General features: G+C 46.3%; 20 protein-coding genes and 2 tRNA genes. All 22 read left to right on the plus strand.

What is annotated here, in order from left to right; genetic code table 11:
- Positions 1-47: 47 nt before the first annotated feature.
- The 22 genes from mfd to pabB all read left to right on the plus strand — a co-directional run bounded on the left by mfd (position 48) and on the right by pabB (position 23,806).
- On the plus strand, positions 48-3,581 hold the full coding sequence (mfd, locus tag ACWHAR_RS18780) for a transcription-repair coupling factor (RefSeq protein ID WP_025650339.1): 3,534 nt from the start codon (positions 48-50) through the stop codon (positions 3,579-3,581).
- Between the two features lie 136 nt (positions 3,582-3,717).
- Entirely contained in the window at positions 3,718-4,254 is a 537-nt protein-coding gene (gene spoVT, locus ACWHAR_RS18785) for a stage V sporulation protein T (RefSeq protein ID WP_004264646.1), read from the plus strand.
- A 168-nt stretch (positions 4,255-4,422) separates the two neighbouring features.
- Entirely contained in the window at positions 4,423-6,003 is a 1,581-nt protein-coding gene (locus ACWHAR_RS18790; RefSeq protein ID WP_032872192.1) for a putative polysaccharide biosynthesis protein, read from the plus strand.
- Positions 5,993-7,468, plus strand: coding sequence for a bifunctional methyltransferase/pyrophosphohydrolase YabN (locus ACWHAR_RS18795; protein ID WP_032872194.1), 1,476 nt, complete (start codon positions 5,993-5,995; stop codon positions 7,466-7,468). Before ACWHAR_RS18790 ends, ACWHAR_RS18795 begins: the two co-directional genes overlap by 11 nt.
- A 1-nt stretch (position 7,469) precedes the next feature.
- Entirely contained in the window at positions 7,470-7,730 is a 261-nt protein-coding gene (locus ACWHAR_RS18800; RefSeq protein ID WP_007409934.1) for an RNA-binding S4 domain-containing protein, read from the plus strand.
- A gap of 78 nt (positions 7,731-7,808) precedes the next feature.
- On the plus strand, positions 7,809-8,111 hold the full coding sequence (yabP, locus tag ACWHAR_RS18805; RefSeq protein WP_004264638.1) for a sporulation protein YabP: 303 nt from the start codon (positions 7,809-7,811) through the stop codon (positions 8,109-8,111).
- A complete protein-coding gene (gene yabQ, locus ACWHAR_RS18810) occupies positions 8,108-8,743 on the plus strand; it encodes a spore cortex biosynthesis protein YabQ (protein WP_032872196.1) in 636 nt (211 codons plus the stop codon). Before yabP ends, yabQ begins: the two co-directional genes overlap by 4 nt.
- Before the next feature lie 17 nt (positions 8,744-8,760).
- Positions 8,761-9,138, plus strand: a complete 378-nt coding sequence (gene divIC, locus ACWHAR_RS18815; protein ID WP_032872199.1) for a cell division protein DivIC — start codon at positions 8,761-8,763, stop codon at positions 9,136-9,138.
- A gap of 80 nt (positions 9,139-9,218) precedes the next feature.
- Positions 9,219-9,605: a S1 domain-containing RNA-binding protein gene (locus ACWHAR_RS18820; protein WP_004264630.1), complete on the plus strand. Its 387-nt coding sequence runs from the start codon at positions 9,219-9,221 to the stop codon at positions 9,603-9,605.
- A gap of 158 nt (positions 9,606-9,763) precedes the next feature.
- A tRNA-Met gene (locus ACWHAR_RS18825) sits at positions 9,764-9,840 on the plus strand.
- Positions 9,841-9,849: 9 nt separating this feature from the next.
- Positions 9,850-9,921: transfer RNA gene (locus ACWHAR_RS18830), tRNA-Glu, on the plus strand.
- Between the two features lie 209 nt (positions 9,922-10,130).
- On the plus strand, positions 10,131-12,620 hold the full coding sequence (gene spoIIE / locus ACWHAR_RS18835) for a stage II sporulation protein E (protein WP_007409936.1): 2,490 nt from the start codon (positions 10,131-10,133) through the stop codon (positions 12,618-12,620).
- A 67-nt stretch (positions 12,621-12,687) separates the two neighbouring features.
- Positions 12,688-13,425: a vWA domain-containing protein gene (locus tag ACWHAR_RS18840; protein WP_032872200.1), complete on the plus strand. Its 738-nt coding sequence runs from the start codon at positions 12,688-12,690 to the stop codon at positions 13,423-13,425.
- The gene (locus tag ACWHAR_RS18845) at positions 13,391-14,392 is read left to right on the plus strand and encodes a protein kinase domain-containing protein (protein ID WP_007615197.1); all 1,002 of its coding nucleotides are present in this window, start codon (positions 13,391-13,393) and stop codon (positions 14,390-14,392) included. Before ACWHAR_RS18840 ends, ACWHAR_RS18845 begins: the two co-directional genes overlap by 35 nt.
- A gap of 104 nt (positions 14,393-14,496) precedes the next feature.
- On the plus strand, positions 14,497-15,915 hold the full coding sequence (gene tilS, locus ACWHAR_RS18850; protein ID WP_032872210.1) for a tRNA lysidine(34) synthetase TilS: 1,419 nt from the start codon (positions 14,497-14,499) through the stop codon (positions 15,913-15,915).
- A complete protein-coding gene (gene hpt, locus ACWHAR_RS18855; RefSeq protein ID WP_004264611.1) occupies positions 15,912-16,451 on the plus strand; it encodes a hypoxanthine phosphoribosyltransferase in 540 nt (179 codons plus the stop codon). Before tilS ends, hpt begins: the two co-directional genes overlap by 4 nt.
- A 97-nt stretch (positions 16,452-16,548) precedes the next feature.
- Complete coding sequence (ftsH, locus tag ACWHAR_RS18860; RefSeq protein WP_004264608.1) at positions 16,549-18,468, plus strand: ATP-dependent zinc metalloprotease FtsH; 1,920 nt, start codon at positions 16,549-16,551, stop codon at positions 18,466-18,468.
- 148 nt (positions 18,469-18,616) lie between these two features.
- Complete coding sequence (locus tag ACWHAR_RS18865; protein WP_007409940.1) at positions 18,617-19,393, plus strand: type III pantothenate kinase; 777 nt, start codon at positions 18,617-18,619, stop codon at positions 19,391-19,393.
- A 10-nt stretch (positions 19,394-19,403) separates the two neighbouring features.
- Complete coding sequence (hslO, locus tag ACWHAR_RS18870; protein WP_014304205.1) at positions 19,404-20,279, plus strand: Hsp33 family molecular chaperone HslO; 876 nt, start codon at positions 19,404-19,406, stop codon at positions 20,277-20,279.
- A 45-nt stretch (positions 20,280-20,324) separates the two neighbouring features.
- The gene (locus ACWHAR_RS18875) at positions 20,325-21,215 is read left to right on the plus strand and encodes a peptidyl-prolyl cis-trans isomerase (RefSeq protein WP_032872202.1); all 891 of its coding nucleotides are present in this window, start codon (positions 20,325-20,327) and stop codon (positions 21,213-21,215) included.
- A gap of 75 nt (positions 21,216-21,290) precedes the next feature.
- A complete protein-coding gene (gene cysK, locus ACWHAR_RS18880) occupies positions 21,291-22,217 on the plus strand; it encodes a cysteine synthase A (RefSeq protein WP_032872203.1) in 927 nt (308 codons plus the stop codon).
- A 167-nt stretch (positions 22,218-22,384) separates the two neighbouring features.
- Positions 22,385-23,806 carry an aminodeoxychorismate synthase, component I gene (pabB, locus tag ACWHAR_RS18885; RefSeq protein WP_032872212.1) on the plus strand — a complete coding sequence of 474 codons (1,422 nt, stop codon included), beginning with the start codon at positions 22,385-22,387 and terminating at the stop codon, positions 23,804-23,806.
- The last annotated feature ends 4 nt before the right edge of the window (positions 23,807-23,810 follow it).

A 23,810-nucleotide genomic window follows, 5' to 3' on the forward strand; every position in this document is an offset into this window, starting at 1 on the left:
ACCAAAGCGTTTTTCTGTTCTTGCAGAAAATAGAGAGGAGGGCCCATATGGACAACATTCAAACCTTTATTAAAGAAAGCGATGATTTTAAATCCATTGTCAACGGTTTACATGAGGGGCTGAAGGAACAGCTGCTTGCGGGTCTGTCAGGTTCCGCGCGTTCTGTTTTTACCTCCGCCCTTGCACAGGAAACGAAAAGGCCGATTTTCTTTATCACCCATAATTTATATCAGGCCCAAAAAGTGACGGAAGATCTGACGGCGCTTCTCGGGGATCAATCTGTTTTTTTATACCCCGTGAATGAATTGATTTCTTCAGAAATTGCGGTAGCGAGCCCTGAACTGCGCGCTCAGCGGCTTGATGTCATTAATAGATTAACAAACGGAGAAGCGCCGGTCGTTGTGGCGCCCGTTGCGGCAGTGAGAAGAATGCTTCCGCCGAAGGAGCTGTGGAAAAGCAGCCAGCTCGTCATTTCACTCGGAGACGAAATAGAACCGGATCAGCTGTCCGCGCGCCTTGTAGAGGTGGGGTATGAGCGTTCCGATATGGTTTCTGCACCCGGTGAATTCAGTATTCGCGGCGGAATTATCGACATTTATCCGCTGACGTCGGAGCATCCGGTGCGAATTGAACTGTTTGATACGGAGGTCGATTCCATCAGAAGCTTCAATTCTGATGACCAGAGATCAATTGAGACGCTCAAACATGTGGCGATCGGACCGGCGAAGGAATTGATCATCAGGGCGGAAGAAAAAGCCCGGGCAATGGAAAGGCTCGATAAAGGGCTTGCCGACAGTCTGAAAAAGCTGAAGCAGGACAAACAAAAGGAAATGCTTCATATCAATATCTCACATGATAAAGAACGGTTATCAACGGGACAGACTGATCAGGAACTTGTGAAGTATCTCTCGTACTTTTACGAAAAACCTGCTAGTTTGCTAGATTATACACCGGCAGACACGTTGTTACTGTTAGACGAGGTCAGCCGCATTCATGAAATGGAGGATCAGCTGCAAAAAGAAGAGGCCGAATTTACGACAAGTCTGCTCGAGGAAGGGAAAATTCTGCATGACATTCATTTATCCTTCAGCTTTCAGGAGCTTATGAGCGAAAAGCGGCGCCCGGCTATTTATTATTCATTATTTTTGCGTCATGTCCAGCATACAAGCCCTCAGAATATCGTGAATGTGACAAGCCGGCAGATGCAGAGTTTTCACGGGCAGATGAATGTGCTCGCAGGTGAAATGGAGCGCTTTAAGAAATCAAACTTCACCGTCGTCTTTTTAGGCGCAAATAAGGACAGAACCGACAGATTGGCATCCGTGCTGGCTGATTACGAAATTGAAGCCGCAAAAACGGACAGCTCCAAAGCGCTTGTGCAAGGACAGGTCTATGTCATGGAAGGCGAGCTGCAATCCGGTTTTGAACTGCCACTGATGAAGCTGGCCGTTATTACGGAGGAAGAGCTGTTCAAGAACCGAATTAAGAAAAAGCCGAGAAAGCAGAAGCTGACAAATGCCGAACGGATCAAAAGCTATTCCGAGCTTCAGGTCGGTGACTATGTCGTCCACGTCAACCACGGGATCGGTAAGTATTTGGGGATCGAAACACTAGAAATCAAAGGCATTCATAAAGATTACCTCAACATTCATTATCAGGGCAGCGATAAGCTGTACGTCCCTGTAGAACAAATCGACCAGGTGCAGAAGTACGTCGGCTCTGAAGGAAAAGAACCGAAGCTTTATAAACTGGGCGGCAGTGAATGGAAACGGGTGAAGAAAAAAGTTGAAAACTCCGTTCAGGATATTGCCGATGATCTGATTAAGCTTTATGCGGAACGGGAAGCAAGCAAGGGCTATGCGTTCTCGCCGGATCATGAAATGCAGCGGCAGTTCGAATCTGCTTTCCCTTATCAGGAAACAGAGGACCAGCTCCGTTCCATTCAGGAGATTAAAAAGGATATGGAAAGAGAGCGCCCGATGGATCGTTTGCTTTGCGGTGATGTCGGTTACGGGAAGACGGAGGTAGCCATCCGAGCGGCCTTTAAAGCGATCGCCGACGGAAAGCAGGTCGCGCTTCTTGTGCCGACGACAATACTCGCGCAGCAGCATTATGAAACCATTATGGAGCGTTTCCAAGACTATCCGATTAACATCGGTCTTCTCAGCCGATTCAGAACGAGAAAAGAATCCAATGAAACGATAAAAGGCTTGAAAAACGGAACGGTAGACATCGTAATAGGAACCCACAGGCTCTTATCTAAAGACGTCGTCTATAAAGATCTCGGCTTGCTCATTATTGATGAAGAGCAGCGCTTTGGCGTAACGCATAAGGAAAAAATCAAACAGATCAAAGCCAATGTCGATGTGCTGACTCTTACAGCGACGCCGATACCGCGTACGCTTCATATGTCCATGCTCGGTGTGCGGGACTTATCTGTTATTGAAACGCCGCCGGAAAACCGTTTCCCTGTTCAGACATATGTCGTGGAATACAACGGCGCGCTTGTGCGGGAAGCCATCGAAAGAGAACTGGCGCGCGGAGGACAGGTATATTTCTTGTACAACCGCGTGGATGACATCGAGCGGAAGGCTGATGAAATTTCCATGCTTGTTCCCGATGCGAAAGTGGCATATGCCCACGGAAAAATGACCGAAAATGAATTGGAAAGCGTCATGCTCAATTTTCTGGAAGGGGAATCAGACGTCCTTGTCAGCACGACTATTATTGAGACAGGCGTAGATATACCAAATGTCAATACCTTGATTGTGTTCGACGGAGACAAAATGGGGCTGTCTCAGCTGTATCAGCTGAGAGGACGGGTCGGCCGTTCCAACCGCGTCGCTTACGCGTATTTTACGTACCGCAGAGACAAAGTGCTCACTGAGGTGGCGGAGAAACGGCTGCAGGCGATTAAAGAATTTACCGAGCTGGGGTCAGGCTTTAAAATCGCCATGCGTGACTTGACGATCAGGGGAGCGGGGAACCTTCTCGGCGCCCAGCAGCACGGCTTTATCGACTCAGTCGGTTTTGACCTGTACTCGCAAATGCTCAAGGAAGCGATTGAAGAGCGGAAAGGCGATATTCCGAAAAGCGAACAGTTTGAGACAGAAATCGATATCGAGCTGGACGCGTATATTCCTGAAAACTATATACAAGACGGCAAGCAAAAAATCGACATGTACAAACGCTTCAGGTCAATCGCCACAATTGAGGAGAAAAATGAGCTTCAAGATGAAATCATCGACAGGTTCGGCAGCTATCCTAAAGAGGTTGAATGGCTGTTTACGGTTGCTGAGATGAAGGTATACGGAAAATATGAACGCGTCGAACTCATCAAGCAGGATAAAGACGCGATCAGATTTACCATTTCTGAAGAGGCCAGCGCACAGATTGACGGCCAGAAATTGTTCGAACTCGGCAATAAATACGGCCGGCAGATCGGACTGGGAATGGAAGGGAAAAAGCTGAAAATCTCAGTACAGACGAAAGGCCGCAAAACGGAAGAGTGGCTGGAGACCGTGCTCGGCATGCTGAAAGGCCTTCAGGATGTGAAGAAAGAAACAATCGCGTCTTCATAAAAATTGTTACTCTCTGGTGTATATTACATTTGATGTGACGGATACTAATTTCAAGCGAGTGGCGGAAGCTACATAAAGTAAAGAGCTTTAGTACTTTCCCTTAAATATCATCACATGAAAGAGAGGCACCAGAGAGATGAAAGCTACAGGTATCGTACGTCGTATTGATGATCTAGGACGGGTCGTCATCCCTAAAGAAATTCGGAGAACACTGCGGATCAGGGAAGGAGACCCGCTTGAAATATTCGTTGACCGCGACGGAGAAGTTATATTGAAAAAATATTCTCCTATCAGTGAGCTTGGCGATTTTGCGAAAGAATATGCAGATGCATTGTATGACAGTCTCGGCCATTCCGTCTTGATTTGCGACCGTGACGCGTATATTGCCGTTTCAGGCAGTTCGAAAAAAGAATTTCTGAACAAAGCCATCAGCGATTTGCTCGAAAAAACGATGGATCAGCGCAGCTCAGTGGTAGAAAACGACGTGAAGTCCGCGCAGCTTGTTAATGACATTGATGAAGATATGAGCTCCTATACAATAGCTCCGATCGTGGCAAATGGCGATCCTATCGGCGCCGTGGTCATCTTTTCCAAGGAGCAGGCACTTGGAGAAGTAGAACATAAAGCAGTAGAAACGGCAGCCAGTTTTTTGGCGAGACAAATGGAGCAGTAGGTCTTATTACCATTATTGAAATAAGAAAACGGAGAAAGAGCAGCTCTTTTACAAGTGCTGTTCTTTTTCATATTCATATGTGCTCTCTATCGGTTCGGCCGTTAGGATTGTGATATAATAAGCTCGTTTTATAGACGTAATTTTCTAGCGGCTGGAAGGAGCTTTTGGATGAACGATTCAGTTGGCGCCAAGCGGCAATCGGCATGGAAAGGTGCTTTTGTGCTCGTCGTTGCGGGTATCGTGACGAAGATATTAAGCGCCGTGTACAGGGTTCCTTTTCAGAATATTGTCGGTGACGTCGGATTTTACATTTATCAGCAGGTGTATCCGTTTTTAGGGATCGCGGTCATGCTGTCAACATCCGGTTTTCCGGTAATCATCTCAAAATTAATGAACGATTATAGCAATCATAAACAAAAAATAATGAAAATTTCCGCCCTTTATGTCACGGCGGCCGGACTTGTTCTGTTTGCGCTCATGTATGCCGGCGCGGCGCCGTTGGCCGGTTTTATGGGTGACGCCCGCCTTGTGATGCTGATAAGGGTCGCGGCGTTCGGTTTCATACTGTTTCCGTTCACGGCGGTTTTCAGGGGGTATTTCCAAGGTGTGCATGATATGATGCCGTCAGCCTTATCCCAGATTACGGAACAGCTTCTTCGCGTGGCGGTGCTTCTCGGTTTATCCTTCTGGCTTTTGAAAAGCGGCCGTTCATTATACGCGGCGGGTGCGGGGGCGGCCTCGGGATCAATTGCCGGAAGCTTGGCGGCGCTTTGTGTATTGGCTGTTTTTTGGTATAAGCGGGAAGAAAGCAAGAAAGACGGCGGACATATCGAAACGGCCGTCATTGTAAAAAAGCTGCTGCTTTATTCAGTCACCATCTGTATCAGCAGTGTACTCATGCTTTTGATTCAACTTGTAGACGCCTTAAACTTATATTCACTGCTTTCAGACGGGACGGAGAGCCATGCCGCGAAACGGCTGAAAGGCATATATGACCGCGGACAGCCGCTCCTTCAGCTGGGAACTGTGTTTGCCGTCAGTATTGCCGCGTCATTGGTTCCTTCAATTTCAAAAGCGGTGCATGAGAATAAGCCGTTTATCATAAAAGAGAAAGCAACATCAGCCGTCAAGCTCTGCCTTGCGGTAGGGATCGGTGCATCAGCCGGGCTTTTTTGCATTTTAGAGCCGGTGAATATCATGCTTTTCCAAAACAGTGAGGGGACGCAGACCTTACAAATATTCAGCTTATCTATCTTTTTTGCCTCAATTGCGCTTACGGCAGCCGCGATTCTGCAAGGAGCGGGACATACCGTTTTCCCCGCCGTATCCGTTTTGGCGGGAGGGGCGCTGAAATGGGTGCTGAATGTTTGGCTGGTCCCCGGCTGGGGTATTACAGGAGCGGCACTGGCGACCGTCTTGGCATTTGCCGCAGTTGCGTGCCTGAATCTCCGGAGAATTTGGTCGAAGGGCTGGCTGACGAATATCGGAGGCGTGATTGCCCGTCTGTGCTGGTGCAGTCTGCTGATGGTCTTCTTTCTGCTCGTATATATGAAGCTATGGCAGTTATTTGTTCCCGTCAGCAGGGCCGGAGCTGTATGCGAGAGTCTGTCTGCGTCAGTCATCGGAGGGCTATTGTTTATTTATTGTATGATAAGAATGAAGATTTTCACGGACGAAGAGCTGAGCGGCCTTCCTTTCGGCAGTGCTTTAAGCAAATTGAAAAAGAGGAGAGAAAAACATGGCAGGTAACATTACGGTCGTCGGCCTCGGCGCCGGAGACATGGATCAGTTGACAGTGGGCGTACATAAGCTGCTGACTCAGGCGAAGCATTTATATATAAGAACGAAAGACCACCCTTTGATTCCGGAATTAGAGCAAGAGACGGAAGCGGACATCCGGTATTTTGATGATATTTATGAAAAACATGATCAGTTTGAAGCGGTCTATGAAGAGATCGCGGACATTCTGTTTGAAAAAGCGAAGCAAGAGGATGTCGTCTACGCTGTGCCCGGGCATCCGTTTGTCGCTGAGAAAACCGTTCAGCTGTTATTTGAACGCCGGGAAGAACAACAGGTAGCTGTTCATACTGCCGGAGGGCAAAGCTTTTTGGATGCCACTTTTAATGCATTGCGAATTGATCCGATTGAAGGGTTTCAATTTACGGATGCGCAAACAATGACGCCGGATGAGCTCGAACTCCGCCATCACCTGATCATTTGCCAGGTTTATGACCAAATGACGGCCTCTGAGGTGAAGCTGACGCTTATGGAGAAATTGCCTGACGACTATGAAGTGGTCATCGTCACGGCAGCCGGAAGCAAGGGAGAAAAGATGACCAAGGTGCCTTTGTTTGAACTTGACCGCAATGTAGAAATAAATAACTTAACAAGCGTGTATGTTCCGCCGATTAAAAAAGAAGAACTCCTTTACCAGGAATTTTCTGCATTCCGAAGTATTATTCGCGAGCTTCGCGGGCCGAACGGCTGTCCGTGGGATCAAAAGCAGACACACCAGTCATTAAAGAAATATATGATTGAGGAATGCTACGAACTGCTTGAGGCCATTGACGAAGAGGACACGGATCACATGATAGAAGAACTCGGGGACGTCATGCTTCAGGTTATGCTGCACGCCCAGATAGGAGAAGACGAGGGGTATTTCTCAATTGATGATGTCATCAGAGACATCAGTGCGAAGATGGTCAGACGGCACCCGCATGTGTTTAAGGATGTTAAGGTTCAGGATGAACATGATGTCGTCGCCAACTGGGAAGAAATCAAAAAGGCGGAAAAGCAAACAACATCCTCTTCATTGCTGGATGCCGTGCCGAAAACACTGCCTTCTCTTGCGAAAGCGGCCAAGCTTCAGAAAAAAGCCGCGAAAACCGGCTTTGACTGGGATGACGTTCAGGATATATGGGATAAAGTAAATGAAGAGCTGAAGGAATTTTCTGCAGAGGCTTCCGCCGAATCAGCAGATGAAATCAGCTTAAAAGCTGATTTCGGCGATGTTTTATTTGCATTGGTCAATATCGGCCGATACTATAAAATTGAGCCTGAGGAAGCGCTCGCCATGACAAATGACAAATTCCGCAGACGCTTTGCTTATATTGAGAAAGAAGCGGCAGCAAAGGGACTTGAATTGACCGCAATGTCACTTGAGGAAATGGACAAATTGTGGGATGAAGCAAAAGAAATGGAGAGGAGATTCTGATATGAGACTTGATAAGTTTTTAAAAGTATCCAGATTGATTAAACGCCGCACATTGGCGAAAGAGGTCGCCGATCAAGGGAGAATCACCGTTAACGGGAATCAGGCGAAAGCCAGCTCAGACGTAAAAGCCGGTGATGAACTGACGGTCCGCTTCGGCCAGAAGCTTGTCACCGTGAAGGTAAACGAATTGAAAGAAACAACGAAAAAAGAAGAAGCCGCGGGCATGTATACAATCGTCAAGGAAGAAAAACTCGGCGAATAGGCTTGTTCTAAACAAAGCTCCCGCCTCATACAATGCAGTAATAATGCTAAAAGTATCGAGGATATGGGGGCTGAATAGATGAATTCATATTATGAGCAAAAAGGTTCTTCTTCTGTTCCGGAACAGCATGATGTAACGATGAAAGGGAGAAAGCATTTAGACATTTCGGGCGTCAAGCATGTAGAAAGTTTTGACAACGAAGAGTTTTTGCTGGAAACGGTTATGGGAATGCTTTCCGTCAGAGGCGAGAACCTGCAGATGAAAAATCTTGATGTGGAAAAAGGGATTGTATCTATAAAAGGCAGGGTGTTTGACCTTGTATATTTAGACGAGCAGCAAGGGGATAAAGCTAAAGGGTTTTTTAGCAAGTTGTTTAAATGACGCTGACGACCCAATTTTATACGATGCTGGCAATGACCGGTATGGGCGCCTGGCTCGGAGCGTCGCTTGATACATACAGGCTGTTTGTCAGCCGCGCCAAAACGGCCAGATGGCTGTTATTCATTCATGACATTCTCTTTTGGATTGTACAAGGTCTGCTGTTTTTCTATGTGCTGCTCAACGTGAATGAAGGAGAACTCAGGGTATACATTTTCTTGGCTGTCTTACTGGGTATTGCGACGTACCAAAGCCTGTTTAAACGAATGTATATAAAAATACTGAAATTTGCCATTCATCTTGCGGTGTCTCTTTACCAATTCGCAAAAAAGCTCATTCAGCACGTGCTGTTCCGTCCGGTGCTTCTGCTCTTTAAGCTGCTCATCGGGCTGATCACGGCTATTTCTTTATACTCCTATCGGGTGAGTGCCTTTTTTGCGAAGTGTCTTTTTAAGATCGTAGCGTTTTTGCTGTATCCGCTGTTTTTCCTGTTGAAACAATTATTGAAACTTCTTCCTGAAAAGTGGCGTCTTACTTTCAAACGATATTTTCAAAAAAGTGCAGGATTTTTACAAAAGAGCAAGAAACTAATCATAACAATCAGATCGACCATGATACGTATTTTGAAAAGGTGAAAGGAGGACCGTCTGATTTGAATCTATCTAGAGAACGTACAATAACTGAAATTCAAAACGACTATAAAGAGCAGGTTGAACGGCAATCCCAGCTTATGAAAAGAAGGCGGAAAGGGCTTTTCAGACGGTTGATCGTATTCGGCGCCCTTGTGTTGTTGACGGCTATTGTCTTAGCGGGTTCTCTTTGGTCACAGACCTCTTCCCTTAGCGCAAACGAAGAAAAGAAAGCTCAGCTGGAAAACCAAGTGAAAAAATTGAACGCAAAACAGGCTGATTTAAAAGATGAAATTTCCAAATTAAAGGATGAGGATTACGTCACAGAGCTTGCCAGAAGAGACTTGTTTATGTCAGGAAATGGTGAGATTCTCTTCAATGTAGAGAAGAAGAGCAAGTAGCCTTGTTGACACTTAAATTTTTATTTAGGTATAATTAAACAAACGATCTTTTTATAAGCCTAAGGAGGAGCACTTTTTTTATGTCGATTGAAGTTGGCAGCAAGTTGCAAGGGAAAATAACAGGTATTACAAATTTCGGAGCATTTGTTGAATTGCCTGGAGGCTCAACCGGTCTCGTTCATATCAGTGAGGTAGCCGATAATTATGTAAAAGACATTAACGAGCATTTAAAAGTCGGCGATCAAGTTGAAGTGAAAGTCATCAACGTTGAAAAAGACGGGAAAATTGGTTTATCAATTAAAAAAGCTAAAGACCGTCCGCAAGCCAGACCTAGAAATGATTTCCGTCCGAAAGAATCTTTTGAACAGAAAATGAACAAGTTTCTTAAAGATAGCGAAGACCGCTTATCATCTTTAAAACGAAACACGGAATCAAAACGTGGAGGGCGCGGAGCAAGAAGAGGATAACTTGCTGCTTTCTATAAATACATGGAGCATCCGTCTATCCCAGCGGGTGCTTTTTTTTGTATGTGTCCGTATAGTCAGAAAATTAAAACTTTAAAGTTCCTGTTGACGGAATGAAGAAACCTTTGTATTATATAACTTGTGCTTATAAGCACCTATATGGCGGTGTAGCTCAGCTGGCTAGAGCGTACGGTTCATACCCGTGAGGTCGGGGGTTCGATCCCCTCCGCCGCTACCATATATATATGGCCCGTTGGTCAAGCGGTTAAGACACCGCCCTTTCACGGCGGTAACACGGGTTCGAATCCCGTACGGGTCATCAAGCGAATCGGCTTCTGTTGCAGAAGCCGGTTTTTTCATATTTAGACAACTTTTTGAGAAATGTCGGAGGAAATACGAAAGGAAAGGGGAACAAGGGAGAAAGCGTCGAAGAGTTCTTTGGAAATGTTACCTTCTTTTGACAAAATCCTATCTGGGCTTTCATTTATAATGACAAGCAACGAATAAAACAGGTGGGGGATGAGAGCAATGGAAAAAGCGGAAAGAAGAGTGAACGGGCCGATGGCGGGACAAGCTCTGGAAAAACTGCAATCGTTTTTTGAAAAGGCGGCAAAGCTTACAGTCCATCAAGCGCATTCACTTTTTTTCTATAAGGGTTTCATTTATGTCGTGATCGGTTTTTTACTTGGACGGGCTTTCATATTATCTGAGGTTCTTCCGTTTGCGCTGCCGTTTTTCGGAGCGATGCTTTTGATCAGAAGAGATAAAGCCTTCTATGCTTGTCTGTCTTTACTTGCGGGCGCTTTAACCATTTCGCCGAAACACTCTTTATTGATTCTCACAGCTTTGGCCGTCTTCACTCTATTTTCAAAAATCGGTACATATATCGTGCAGGACCGGGTGAAGATGCTGCCGATCGTGGTGTTTTTCTCTATGGCTGCCGCGAGAATCGGATTTGTTTATTTTGAGAGCGGCGCTTTTACCACCTATGATTATGTGATGGCTGTTGTCGAGGCGGGTCTGGCCTTTATTCTGACGCTGATCTTTTTGCAAAGCCTGCCGATCTTCACGATCAAAAAAGTGAAGCAATCGTTAAAAATAGAAGAAATCATCTGTTTTATGATTTTGATCGCATCCGTTTTAACCGGGCTTGCCGGTGTTTCATTTCAGGGAATGCAGGCTGAGCATATCCTGGCCCGCTATGTCGTGCTGAGTTTTTCCTTTGTCGGCGGGGCGAGCATCGGCTGTACGGTCGGTGTGGTGACCGGACTGATCCTCGGGCTTGCGAATATCGGGAATCTCTATCAAATGAGTCTGCTTGCGTTTTCCGGGCTTCTTGGCGGGCTGCTGAAAGAAGGAAAGAAAGCCGGAGCCGCAGTCGGGTTAGTGATCGGCTCATTGCTGATTTCATTATATGGAGAAGGGTCTGCCGGATTAATGACCACTCTTTATGAATCTTTGATTGCCGTTGTTTTGTTTTTGATTACGCCCCAATCGATTACGAAAAAGGTGGCGCGATACATACCGGGCACTGCTGAGCACAGTCAGGAACAGCAGCAGTACGCGAGGAAAATCAGAGATGTCACCGCCCAGAAAGTAGACCAGTTCTCCAATGTGTTTCATGCCTTGTCGGAGAGCTTCGCCACCTTTCATCAGACGTCTTCTGATGAGCAGGCAGAGGAAGGGGAAGTGGATCTCTTTTTAAGCAAAATCACCGAGCATTCCTGCCAATCCTGCTATAAGAAAAGCAAATGCTGGGTTCAAAACTTTGATAAAACATATGACTTAATGAAACAAGTTATGCATGAAACAGAAGAAAAACAGTATGCCTCAAACCGCAGATTAAAAAAGGAGTTTCAACAGCACTGTTCCAAATCCAGACAGGTGGAAGAGCTGATTGAGGACGAACTTGCCCACCATCACGCCCATCTGACACTGAAGAGAAAAGTTCAGGACAGCAGAAGGCTTGTTGCCGAGCAGCTGTTGGGGGTTTCTGAGGTCATGGCGGACTTTTCTCGGGAAATAAAACGGGAGAGGGAGCAGCATTTTATTCAGGAAGAACAAATGATAGAGGCGCTTCAGCATTTCGGAATCGAGATTCAGCATGTCGAGATATACAGCTTGGAGCAGGGCAATATTGATATCGAAATGACAATCCCGTTCAGCGGAGGACACGGTGAGAGTGAGAAAATTATCGCCCCGATGCTGTCTGACATTCTTGAGGAGCAGATACTTGTCAAAAGCGAACAGCACTCGACTCATCCGAATGGCTACAGCCATGTCGCGTTCGGTTCGACCAAGTCGTACCGGGTATCGACAGGCGCGGCTCATGCGGCAAAAGGCGGCGGCCTTGTCTCCGGAGACAGCTACAGCATGATGGAACTGGGGGCGAGAAAGTATGCGGCCGCGATCAGTGACGGCATGGGCAATGGGGCGAGGGCCCATTATGAGAGCAATGAAACGATTAAGCTGCTCGAAAAAATTCTCGAATCAGGTATTGATGAAAAAATAGCGATCAAAACGATCAACAGTATTCTGTCTTTACGGACGACAGACGAAATCTACTCAACTCTCGATCTTTCTATCATTGATCTTCAGGATGCAAGCTGCAAATTCTTGAAGGTCGGTTCAACGCCGAGTTTTATCAAGCGGGGAGATCAAGTCATGAAAGTTCAGGCCAGTAATCTGCCGATCGGCATCATCAATGAATTTGATGTGGAGGTTGTAAGTGAACAGTTAAAAGCGGGAGATCTGCTCGTCATGATGAGTGACGGTATTTTTGAAGGGCCGAAGCACGTTGAAAACCACGACCTGTGGATGAAGCGGAAAATGAAAGGGCTGAAAACCGAAGATCCGCAGGAAATCGCTGATATATTAATGGAAGAGGTCATCAGAACGCGTTCCGGCCAAATCGAAGACGATATGACAGTGGTTGTTGTCCGGATTGATCACAACACGCCGAAATGGGCTTCCATACCGGTGCCGGCAGTTTTCCAAAATAAAAAGGAGATTTCTTAATCCATTCGTATAAATCACTTTCCTTCTGGCGAAGATGGGACTAATCGTATCACCGGGAGGAATGTATGTGAATAAGGGACATTTAAATCAAGTTCTGCTGGTTACAGATGGCTGCTCCAATCATGGTGAAGACCCGATCGCAATGGCGGCTTTCGCCAAGGAGCAGGGGATTACGGTGAATGTTATAGGAATTATGGAAGAAAACGCGATTGACCAAGAGGCAATGAAGGAAGTTGAAGGCATCGCCATGGCCGGAGGCGGCGTCCATCAAGTTGTGTACGCGTCACAATTGTCTCAGACGGTTCAAATGGTGACGAAAAAAGCAATGACCCAGACGCTGCAAGGCGTCGTCAATCAAGAGCTTAAACAAATTTTAGGGAAAAACGTTGAAATGGAAGAGCTTTCTCCTGAAAAACGCGGCGAAGTGATGGAAGTGGTTGATGAACTCGGCGAAACGGTTCATCTGCAAGTGCTTGTGCTGGTTGATACGAGTGCGAGTATGGCGCCGAAACTGCCGACGGTGAAAGAAGCGCTGATCGATCTTTCCATCAGTTTAAATTCCCGGGCCGGGCAAAATGAATTTGCCATGTGTATATTTCCCGGGAAAAGCCAGGAAGTTGAGCTTGTGCTGAATTGGACGCCGAAGCTTGAATCTCTTTCTGCACTCTTTGCGAAGCTGTCGACCGGCGGTATCACCCCTACGGGCCCCGCTATCCGGGAAGCGACGCAGCAGTTTGAGAGAATCCGCTCAAGAAGGAGCATGTTGGCAGATGATGAACGACGCTTTAACGAGTTTGGCATGTAGTCTGGCACCGGGGACGGCAATTCAGGGCAAATGGAACGGCAAATCCTACAGATTGCTCAAACAGCTTGGAAAAGGGGCTAACGGTATTGTATATCTGGCAGAAGCATCAGGCGGACAGGTCGCTTTGAAAATAAGCAGCGACAGCATGTCTGTTACCTCTGAAGTGAATGTCTTAAAATCCTTTTCAAAGGCCCGGTCGCAAACGATGGGGCCTTCTTTTTTTGATGCGGACGACGCGTTTATTCCGCAGCTGAATAAAAATGTCTCTTTTTACGTGATGGAGTACATAGAAGGGCCGCTTCTTCCGCAATATATCAGCAGTAAGGGAGCGGAGTGGATTCCGGTGCTGATGGTGCAGCTTCTTTCCAGCCTGTCAGTCCTTCATCAGCAGGGATGGGTTTTTGGTGACCTCAAACCGGACAATCTCATTGTAACCGGACCACCGGCTGCCATTCGCTGCATTGATGTAGGGGGAACGACAAAACAGGGCCGCGCGATTAAAGAGTATACGGAGTTTTACGACAGGGGCTATTGGGGGTATGGAACAAGAAAAGCAGAACCATCCTATGACCTGTTTGCTGTCGCAATGATCATGATCCACTGTGTCCAGAAGAAAGAGTGCAAAAAGTCAGGACAGCCGAAAGAACAGCTTCGTTCTATCATTGAAGGCCACCCGTTTCTGAATAAGTATAAGAAGGTTCTGTTTTCTGCTTTAAACGGCCAATATCCGTCTGCGGAAGCCATGAAGCATGACATCCTGACGGCGGGGCAGAGCGCCGGGAGCAAAAGGAAAGCCGCCGCCAAGCCTAAGCCGCCGCAATCAAAACCGCGGCAGGGCACTGTATCTCAAACGCGGTATAAACCTAAACAAAAACCCGCAAAGCACAATGGTTTGTTTGAAACAACACTTATTTTAATCAGCGTTCTCGCCCTTTATTTCGCTTACATCGTCTTTTTTCTCATCTAATGCCGGCCGGACGCCTGCGCTCATGCTTCTTCTTTGCTTGGAGGGAATGAAAGTGATAGGATATGTATATCTTTAAAAAACCTGCTCATTGTGAGGGGGACATTGTGAAAAGCGTGGAAGATTTTTTCAAAACATATCATCTTCAGGCGGAGGGAGAAACGATTATTGCCGGGGTCTCCGGAGGCCCTGATTCAATGGCGCTTCTCAGTATGCTGAATAAACACTTCGGGCATTCCTCCGTTATCATAGCGGCGCATGTCGACCATCAGTTCAGGGGTCCTGAATCTGAAGAAGATATGAAGTTTGTGCAGTCATATTGCGAAGCGGAACACATCCTCTGTGAAACGGTACAGATTGATGTTTCTGCATACGCAAAGAAGAATAGGCTGAACAAGCAGGCTGCCGCGCGTGATTGCAGATATCAGTTTTTCGAAGATCTGATGGCGAAACACCAAGCGAAGTTTTTGGCGCTGGCTCATCACGGCGATGACCAGGTTGAGACAATGCTCATGAGGCTTGCGAAAGGTACGCTCGGGGCAGGGCTTGCGGGAATGCAGCCCGTCCGCGAATTTGCATCCGGCTGGCTGATCAGGCCTCTCCTTTATGCGGCAAAGGATGAAATCCTTGAATACTGCCGTCAAAAAGGGCTCAGCTACAGAACGGATGAGAGCAATGCAAAAGACGATTATACAAGAAACAGATTCAGAAAGACCGTGCTTCCTTTTTTAAAACAAGAATCACCTGACGTTCATAAAATGTTTCAAAAGGTGAGTGAAGCACTGACAGAAGACGAACAATACCTGCAGTCATTAACGAAAGAACGAATGAATAAGGTTATTACAAGCAAGTCTGACACATCGGTTGAAGTCAATTCCTCTCAATTGCTTGCCCTTCCGATACCTTTACAAAGAAGAGGAGTTCAACTAATATTAAACTATCTTTATGAAAACGTTCCATCGTCGTTTTCCGCCCGCCACATACAGCAGTTTCTCGAATGGGCGGAAAATGGAAGCGCCTCGGGAGTGCTTGATTTTCCGAAAGGGCTGAAGGTGGTCAAATCATATCAGACATGTTTGTTTACATTTGAACAATGGCAATGTGAAAAAGTTCCCTTTGAGCTGCAGCTGCAAGGAGCGGAAGGCGAGACTGCTGTTCTCCCCAACGGCTTTATGATAGAGGTGGCCGTTCAAGCTGACCCTCATATCAAAAATGGGAATGCTGTTTTTATGACAAGCAGAAACAAGGTGCAATTTCCTTTAACAATCCGGACGAGAAAAATCGGCGACCGGATCAAACTTAAAGGGATGAATGGCTCGAAAAAGGTGAAAGATATATTTATTGATCATAAACTGCCTCTGCGGGATCGGGACGAATGGCCGATTGTAACGGATGCGAGCGGTGAAATTATCTGGCTGCCTGGCTTGAAAAAATCCATCTTTGACGATCTTGTGATTTCAAACAGTGACCGCATTGTATTACAATATAGACAGCATGAAAAGTGTAGGGGGCAAGCATTAACATGAAACAGGATATCGAAAAAGTGCTGATCTCAGAAGATGAGATCCAGCAGAAAGTAAAACAGCTTGGAGAACAATTAACAAGCGAGTACAGCGACACGTTTCCGTTGGCAATCGGTGTGTTAAAGGGAGCGCTTCCTTTTATGGCTGATCTTATAAAGCATATTGATACATATTTGGAAATGGACTTCATGGATGTATCAAGCTACGGAAATTCCACGGTTTCTTCCGGAGAAGTCAAAATCATCAAAGATTTGGATACATCTGTAGAAGGCCGGGACATCTTAATCATTGAAGATATTATCGACAGTGGGTTAACCTTGAGCTATCTCGTAGAACTCTTCCGATATCGTAAAGCGAAATCAATTAAGATTGTTACCCTGTTGGATAAACCAAGCGGAAGAAAAGCGGACATTAAAGCAGACTTCGTAGGCTTTGAAGTTCCTGACGCGTTTGTTGTGGGTTACGGACTTGATTATGCCGAACGCTATCGCAATCTGCCTTACATCGGAGTATTAAAACCGGCGATTTATGAAAGCTGATCGGCTGCCTGCTTCCGAGATGGTTATCGGTTGTATTGGAATGATTTTCTATGGTACTATTGAACATAGTTGTGCTTACTGTGGGAGGAGGTAAGGAATGAATCGGGTCTTCCGTAATACCATTTTTTATTTACTTATTTTATTAGTAGTAATCGGGGTTGTGAGTTACTTCCAGACCTCAAACCCGAAAACAGAAAATATGTCGTACAGTACGTTTATCAAGAACCTCGATGAAGGGAAAGTTGATAGCGTATCGGTTCAGCCTGTCAGAGGTGTTTATGAGGTAAAAGGACAGCTGAAAAAATACGACAAAGACCAGTACTTTTTAACACATGTTCCTGAAGGAAAAGGAGCAGACCAGATATTTGACGCAATTAAAAAGACGGACGTAAAAGTTGATCCCGCACAGGAAACAAGCGGGTGGGTGACGTTCTTAACGACGATCATTCCGTTTGTCATCATCTTTATTCTGTTTTTCTTCCTGCTCAATCAGGCTCAGGGCGGCGGAAGCCGTGTCATGAACTTCGGAAAGAGCAAAGCGAAGCTGTATACGGAAGAAAAGAAACGCGTGAAGTTTAAAGATGTAGCCGGCGCGGATGAGGAGAAGCAGGAGCTCGTTGAGGTTGTTGAGTTTCTGAAAGATCCCCGCAAATTCGCCGAGCTTGGCGCCAGAATCCCTAAAGGCGTGCTGCTGGTCGGACCTCCGGGAACCGGTAAGACATTGCTTGCGAGAGCCTCAGCCGGTGAAGCGGGCGTTCCTTTCTTCAGCATCAGCGGATCTGACTTCGTTGAAATGTTTGTCGGTGTCGGTGCTTCCCGTGTGCGTGATTTATTCGAAAATGCGAAAAAGAATGCGCCTTGCCTGATCTTCATTGATGAGATCGACGCGGTAGGACGTCAGCGCGGCGCCGGTCTTGGCGGCGGGCATGATGAACGCGAACAGACGCTGAACCAGCTGCTTGTAGAGATGGACGGTTTCAGTGCGAATGAAGGAATCATTATTATCGCTGCGACAAACCGTGCGGACATTCTTGACCCTGCATTGCTCCGTCCGGGACGTTTTGACCGTCAGATTACGGTAGACCGTCCGGATGTCATCGGCCGTGAAGCCGTATTGCAGGTGCATGCGAGAAACAAACCGCTTGATGAGACGGTGAACTTAAAAGCAATCGCTTCAAGAACACCTGGCTTCTCAGGCGCAGATTTAGAAAACCTTCTTAACGAAGCGGCACTCGTTGCTGCCCGTCAAAACAAGAAGAAAATTGATATGCGCGACATTGATGAAGCAACGGACCGTGTCATTGCGGGTCCTGCGAAGAAGAGCCGCGTCATCTCGAAAAAAGAACGCAATATCGTGGCGTACCACGAGGGCGGTCACACCGTTATCGGACTTGTGCTGGATGAAGCCGATATGGTTCATAAAGTAACGATCGTTCCAAGGGGGCAGGCGGGCGGATACGCGGTCATGCTTCCGAGAGAAGACCGTTACTTCCAGACAAAACCTGAACTTCTCGATAAAATTGTCGGTCTTCTGGGCGGACGTGTTGCGGAGGAAATTATCTTCGGCGAAGTCAGCACGGGGGCTCACAATGACTTCCAGCGGGCAACGAACATTGCCAGAAGAATGGTGACAGAGTTCGGTATGTCAGAAAAACTCGGACCGCTTCAGTTCGGTCAATCTCAAGGCGGTCAAGTATTCCTGGGCCGGGATTTCAACAACGAGCAAAACTACAGTGATCAGATCGCTTACGAAATCGATCAGGAAATTCAGCGCATCATTAAAGAATGTTATGAGCGTGCGAAAACCATCCTGACTGAAAATCGCGATAAGCTTGAATTGATTGCTCAGACATTGCTTGATGTGGAAACATTAGATGCGGAACAAATCAAGCATCTCGTGGATCACGGAAAACTCCCTGAGCGCAATTTCTCAGATGACCATCTTCAAAAAGACGATGTGAAAGTAAACATCCTGTCTAAAACAGAAGACGAAAAGAAAGACGAGCCGAAAGAATAGTTCGCTTTCTGATATAAAAACCGCCGGCGTATACCGGCGGTTTTTTTACTGGTTTCGTTTTGTTTACAAAAGAGCCGCAGATCGTGTATGGTATTGTAGAATGTTGAAAATGTTATGATTAGAAACTATTCAAAAGTGGTGATAGAGGTTGTTACTGGTTATAGATGTGGGGAACACCAACACCGTGATTGGTGTATATCATGATGGGGAACTAGAATATCATTGGCGCATAGAAACGAGCAGGCACAAAACAGAAGACGAATTCGGCATGCTGCTCCGCTCCTTATTTGAACATTCCGGACTGATGTTTGAACAGATTGAAGGGATTATCATCTCATCCGTAGTGCCGCCGATTATGTTCTCTTTAGAAAGAATGTGCACAAAATACTTTCACATCGAGCCGCAGGTTGTCGGCCCGGGAATGAAAACAGGTTTAAATATAAAATATGACAATCCGAAAGAAGTGGGAGCTGACAGAATCGTCAATGCCGTTGCGGCGATTCAGCAGTATGGCGGCCCCTTAATTGTTGTTGATTTCGGAACGGCGACGACGTATTGCTACATCGATGAAAACAAACAATACATGGGCGGCGCGATTGCTCCCGGCATTACAATTTCAACGGAAGCGCTGTACTCACGCGCGGCCAAGCTTCCGAGAATTGAAATCGCCCGACCGGACAATATCATCGGCAAAAACACGGTAAGCGCCATGCAGTCCGGCATCCTTTTCGGCTATGTCGGACAAGTTGAAGGCATTGTAAAGCGGATGAAATGGCAGGCCACACAAGAACCGAAAGTCATTGCGACAGGGGGGCTTGCGTCATTAATCGCAAACGAATCAGACTGTATTGATATTGTTGACCCGTTTCTTACTTTAAAAGGGCTGGAAATCATTTATGAGCGAAATCGCGTGGGTCACGTATAGGAGGTAAACGATGGATTATTTAATTAAAGCAATTGCATATGACGGTAAAGTGCGGGCTTATGCAGCCAGAACGACAGATATGGTAAATGAAGCGCAAAGAAGGCATGACACGTGGCCGACGGCATCAGCCGCAATCGGCCGGACGATGACAGCGTCTCTGATACTCGGAGCGATGCTTAAGGGTGAAGATAAGCTGACAGTCAAAATAGAAGGCGGCGGCCCGATCGGAGCCATTGTCGCAGATGCGAACGCAAAGGGTGAGGTAAGAGCATACGTATCAAACCCGCACGTTCATTTTGACCTCAATGAACAAGGGAAACTGGATGTCAGACGGGCGGTCGGAACTGACGGAACACTCAGTGTCGTAAAAGATTTGGGCTTGCGTGATTATTTTACGGGGCAAGTAGAGATTGTCTCGGGTGAACTCGGTGATGACTTCACGTATTACCTTGTTTCTTCTGAACAAGTCCCTTCATCTGTCGGCGTAGGTGTTCTAGTAAATCCTGATAACACGATTCTCGCTGCGGGCGGGTTCATCATTCAGCTTCTTCCGGGGACTGATGAAGAAACCATTTCAACAATTGAAAAGCAATTATCTCAAATCGAACCGATTTCAAAATTGATTCAAAAAGGCCTGACACCGGAAGAAATCTTAGAAGAAGTTCTGGGTCAAAAACCGGACGTTCTCGAAACAATGCCGGTCAAATTTCACTGTTCTTGTTCAAAAGATCGATTCGAAACGGCCATTTTAGGACTAGGCAAAAAAGAAATACAAGATATGATAGAAGAAGACGGAAAAGCCGAAGCGGTTTGCCATTTTTGTAATGAGAAATATTTATTTACAAAAGAAGAACTGGAAGAGCTTCGTGACGAAACAACCCGCTAGCTCTTTAGCGGGTTGTTCTATTTTGTAAAAGGGATGGGGTAGATTTTGAAATCGAGAACACTTTTGACGATTATTGTAGCGGCGCTGTTGGTATGCAGTGTAGCAGTGGCGTATAAGTTAACAAAATCCCAAGCTGCAGGGTCATCTGAAGAATCCATCGCGACAATCGGTGATAAACATATCACACGGCAGGACTGGATGAAAAAGATGGAAGACGAGTACGGAAAATCAACTCTGGAAGACATGATTAATGCACAAGTAGTGGAAGAACTTGCGAAAAAGAATAAACTCACAGTTTCAAACACCGAATTGGAACGTGAATTTCTTTTAATCAAAGCGGTGAATAATTCATTTTATGAAGACAGCCATATTACCGAAAAAGAATGGAGAGACCAGATCCGCTACAACATTCTTCTTGAAGAACTGCTGACGAAGGACATCGATATATCGGATAAGGAAATGCAATCATTTTATAATAAAAATAAAGAACTGTACCATTTCGATGATTCCTACAGAATCAGGCACATTGTCGTCAAAAACAAGGAAGAGGCGGACAGGGTGCTTGCTGATTTGAAAGGCGGTTCCAGCTTTGAAGCCGTCGCCGCTGAGCGTTCCACGGACAGATACACGTCTCAGTATGGCGGAGACCTCGGCTTTGTGACAGAAAACCAGGAAAATATCCCGCAGGCATATATCACAGAAGCTAAAAATCTCAAAGAAGATGAATGGTCCGCTGAACCGATTAAAGTTTCTTCAGGATATGCCGTCATTCAGCTGAAAGAAAAGCTTAAAGCAAGAACTTTCTCATACAATGAAGTGAGAAGTCAAATCAGACGCCAGATCGCGATGGATCAATTAGGTGACAAGGCGACAGTCAAAACGCTGTGGAAAGAGGCGGGGGTCTCTTGGTTCTACGGGGAAAAAAGAACTAAATGATTGACAAAAAATTTTGAAATTGATAACTTATATTTATAATACCAATAAATTTAGTCGGAAATTGAGGTGTCCAACATGGTGCGTATTGCAAATTCTATTACTGAACTAATCGGAAATACTCCTATTGTGAAATTGAATCGCCTGACGGATGAAAACAGTGCAGATGTATATCTGAAGCTTGAATACATGAATCCGGGCAGCAGCGTAAAAGACCGTATCGGAGCGGCGATGATTGAAGCGGCTGAAAAAGAAGGAAAATTAAAAGCCGGCGACACAATCATTGAACCGACAAGCGGAAATACAGGGATCGGTCTTGCGATGGTGGCAGCGGCTAAAGGTCTCAGAGCCATTCTCGTTATGCCTGATACAATGAGTATGGAACGACGCAATCTGCTGCGCGCATACGGAGCGGAGCTTGTGCTGACTCCCGGCGCAGAAGGAATGAAGGGCGCCATTAAAAAGGCGGAAGAACTTGCGGAGGAAAACGGATACTTTGTGCCTCAGCAATTCAACAATGCGGCAAACCCGGAAATTCACCGTCAAACGACGGGGAAAGAAATCGTAGAACAGTTTGGTGACGACCAGCTTGATGCGTTCGTGGCCGGAATCGGTACCGGCGGAACCATCACGGGAGCGGGCGAAGTGCTGAAAGAAGCATATCCATCCATCAAAATCTATGCGGTAGAGCCGGCTGATTCTCCGGTTCTTTCCGGCGGAAAACCGGGCCCGCATAAAATTCAGGGTATCGGAGCGGGATTTGTCCCTGAAACATTGAATACGGACATCTATGATCAAATCATTCCCGTCAAAAATGAGGATGCATTTGAATATGCCCGTAAAACGGCAAAAGAAGAAGGGATTCTCGGCGGCATTTCTTCCGGAGCGGCCATTTACGCGGCGCTGGAAATCGCGAAAAAACTCGGGAAAGGCAAGAAAGTGCTTGCGATCATCCCTAGTAACGGAGAACGTTACTTAAGCACACCGCTTTATCAGTTTGAATAGAGACATACACACGGCTCCCGGCTGTATCCGGGAGTTTTTTTGTGCCTGAAGCATCGAAAATCCAAAAAACGTTTCGAATTTTATGGTTGGAAGTGAAATTCACTTTTTTCACCAGTGTGATTGCTTTAAAATAAAACTACAGTAAAACGAAGCAGAGGATTGATATGATGGCACAACGCAGACCGGCAGGAAGAAAAATACCTTTTACGAAACAAGCATTTTTACAGCGATATGAAAACCTTTCGAAATCGAGAAAACGGCATGTTCTGCTCGAAAGCGCGAGAGGGGGAAGATTCAGTATAGCCGGTCTAGATCCGATTGCGTCCGTCAGAGGGAAAGACGGAATTACTACGATCAAGCATGAGGGAGAAACACTGTTTAAAGAAGGTGACCCGCTGCGGGCCTTTCATGAATGGTTTGGAACGCTCGGAACGGAAACAAACGTTGAGTTTCCGGACTTTCAGGGCGGTGCGATTGGTTTTATCAGTTACGACTATGCCCGATATATTGAGAATTTTAAGATGCTGTCGTTAGATGATCTGGAAACACCCGATATTTACTTTCTTGTTTTTGATGATGTGGCCGTTTATGACCATGAGGAAGAGGCGTTATGGCTCATTACCCATACTGAAGCGGAAGAAGCGGATCTTGCAAAAGAAAAGCTGTCCGGCTTAGAGGACATGTGGTGTTCCCTCCAAACGGCGGACGAGCCTTTTTCACCGCTGAATCGGAATGGGGACGGATCGTACGCCGCTCCGTTCACTGAGGAAGGATTTTCACAGGCTGTAGAACAAATTAAACAATATATCGCGAGCGGCGATGTGTTCCAGGTTAATTTGTCCATCAGGCAGTCTCAGTCTTTATCCGTTCATCCGTATGAGGTGTATAAACACTTGAGAAACGTCAATCCGTCTCCTTACATGGCCTATCTCGAGACACCGGGGTTTCAAGTGATATGCGGGTCGCCGGAGCTATTGGTGACAAAGAAGGGGAAGAAGCTTGAAACGAGACCGATCGCGGGTACGCGTTCAAGAGGAAAAGACGATGCTGAAGACAAGGCTTTGGCTGATGAATTAATTCACAACGAAAAAGAACGTGCGGAACACGTCATGCTTGTTGATCTTGAGCGCAATGACCTCGGGCGCGTATCGCGCTACGGCTCCGTGCGGGTTAACGAGTTTATGGCGATCGAAAAGTATTCCCACGTCATGCATATCGTGTCAAACGTACAGGGAGAGCTGCAGGACGGATATGACGCGACAGACATTATTCATGCGGTGTTCCCGGGGGGCACCATCACGGGAGCGCCCAAAGTGAGAACGATGGAAATTATAGAAGAGCTTGAGCCGACAAGACGGGGGCTTTATACTGGATCTATAGGCTGGTTCGGATTCAACGGAGATTTGCAGTTTAACATTGTGATCCGGACGATCTATGCAGCCGGCGGACATGCTTTTATGCAGTCCGGAGCAGGAGTGGTTATTGATTCGGTTCCGAAGCATGAATACAAGGAATCGTTCAAAAAAGCTTTTGCGATGAAAAAGGCGTTAGAGCTGAGTGAAGAAGAGACAAAAAATCAGACGAGGTGAGCAG

This window comes from Bacillus sp. LR--39, assembly GCF_053613335.1.

What these genes read in the sequence shown, in the direction of transcription:
- ACWHAR_RS18795 (WP_032872194.1), top strand. Translation starts at nt 5,993, where the DNA reads ATGGCAGGTAACATTACGGTCGTCGGCCTCGGCGCCGGAGACATGGAT.
- mfd (WP_025650339.1), top strand. Translation starts at nt 48, where the DNA reads ATGGACAACATTCAAACCTTTATTAAAGAAAGCGATGATTTTAAATCC.
- ACWHAR_RS18800 (WP_007409934.1), top strand. Translation starts at nt 7,470, where the DNA reads ATGAGACTTGATAAGTTTTTAAAAGTATCCAGATTGATTAAACGCCGC.
- hpt (WP_004264611.1), top strand. Translation starts at nt 15,912, where the DNA reads ATGAAACAGGATATCGAAAAAGTGCTGATCTCAGAAGATGAGATCCAG.
- spoIIE (WP_007409936.1), top strand. Translation starts at nt 10,131, where the DNA reads ATGGAAAAAGCGGAAAGAAGAGTGAACGGGCCGATGGCGGGACAAGCT.
- ftsH (WP_004264608.1), top strand. Translation starts at nt 16,549, where the DNA reads ATGAATCGGGTCTTCCGTAATACCATTTTTTATTTACTTATTTTATTA.
- yabQ (WP_032872196.1), top strand. Translation starts at nt 8,108, where the DNA reads ATGACGCTGACGACCCAATTTTATACGATGCTGGCAATGACCGGTATG.
- ACWHAR_RS18820 (WP_004264630.1), top strand. Translation starts at nt 9,219, where the DNA reads ATGTCGATTGAAGTTGGCAGCAAGTTGCAAGGGAAAATAACAGGTATT.
- yabP (WP_004264638.1), top strand. Translation starts at nt 7,809, where the DNA reads ATGAATTCATATTATGAGCAAAAAGGTTCTTCTTCTGTTCCGGAACAG.
- ACWHAR_RS18790 (WP_032872192.1), top strand. Translation starts at nt 4,423, where the DNA reads ATGAACGATTCAGTTGGCGCCAAGCGGCAATCGGCATGGAAAGGTGCT.
- ACWHAR_RS18845 (WP_007615197.1), top strand. Translation starts at nt 13,391, where the DNA reads ATGATGAACGACGCTTTAACGAGTTTGGCATGTAGTCTGGCACCGGGG.
- hslO (WP_014304205.1), top strand. Translation starts at nt 19,404, where the DNA reads ATGGATTATTTAATTAAAGCAATTGCATATGACGGTAAAGTGCGGGCT.
- pabB (WP_032872212.1), top strand. Translation starts at nt 22,385, where the DNA reads ATGGCACAACGCAGACCGGCAGGAAGAAAAATACCTTTTACGAAACAA.
- spoVT (WP_004264646.1), top strand. Translation starts at nt 3,718, where the DNA reads ATGAAAGCTACAGGTATCGTACGTCGTATTGATGATCTAGGACGGGTC.
- cysK (WP_032872203.1), top strand. Translation starts at nt 21,291, where the DNA reads ATGGTGCGTATTGCAAATTCTATTACTGAACTAATCGGAAATACTCCT.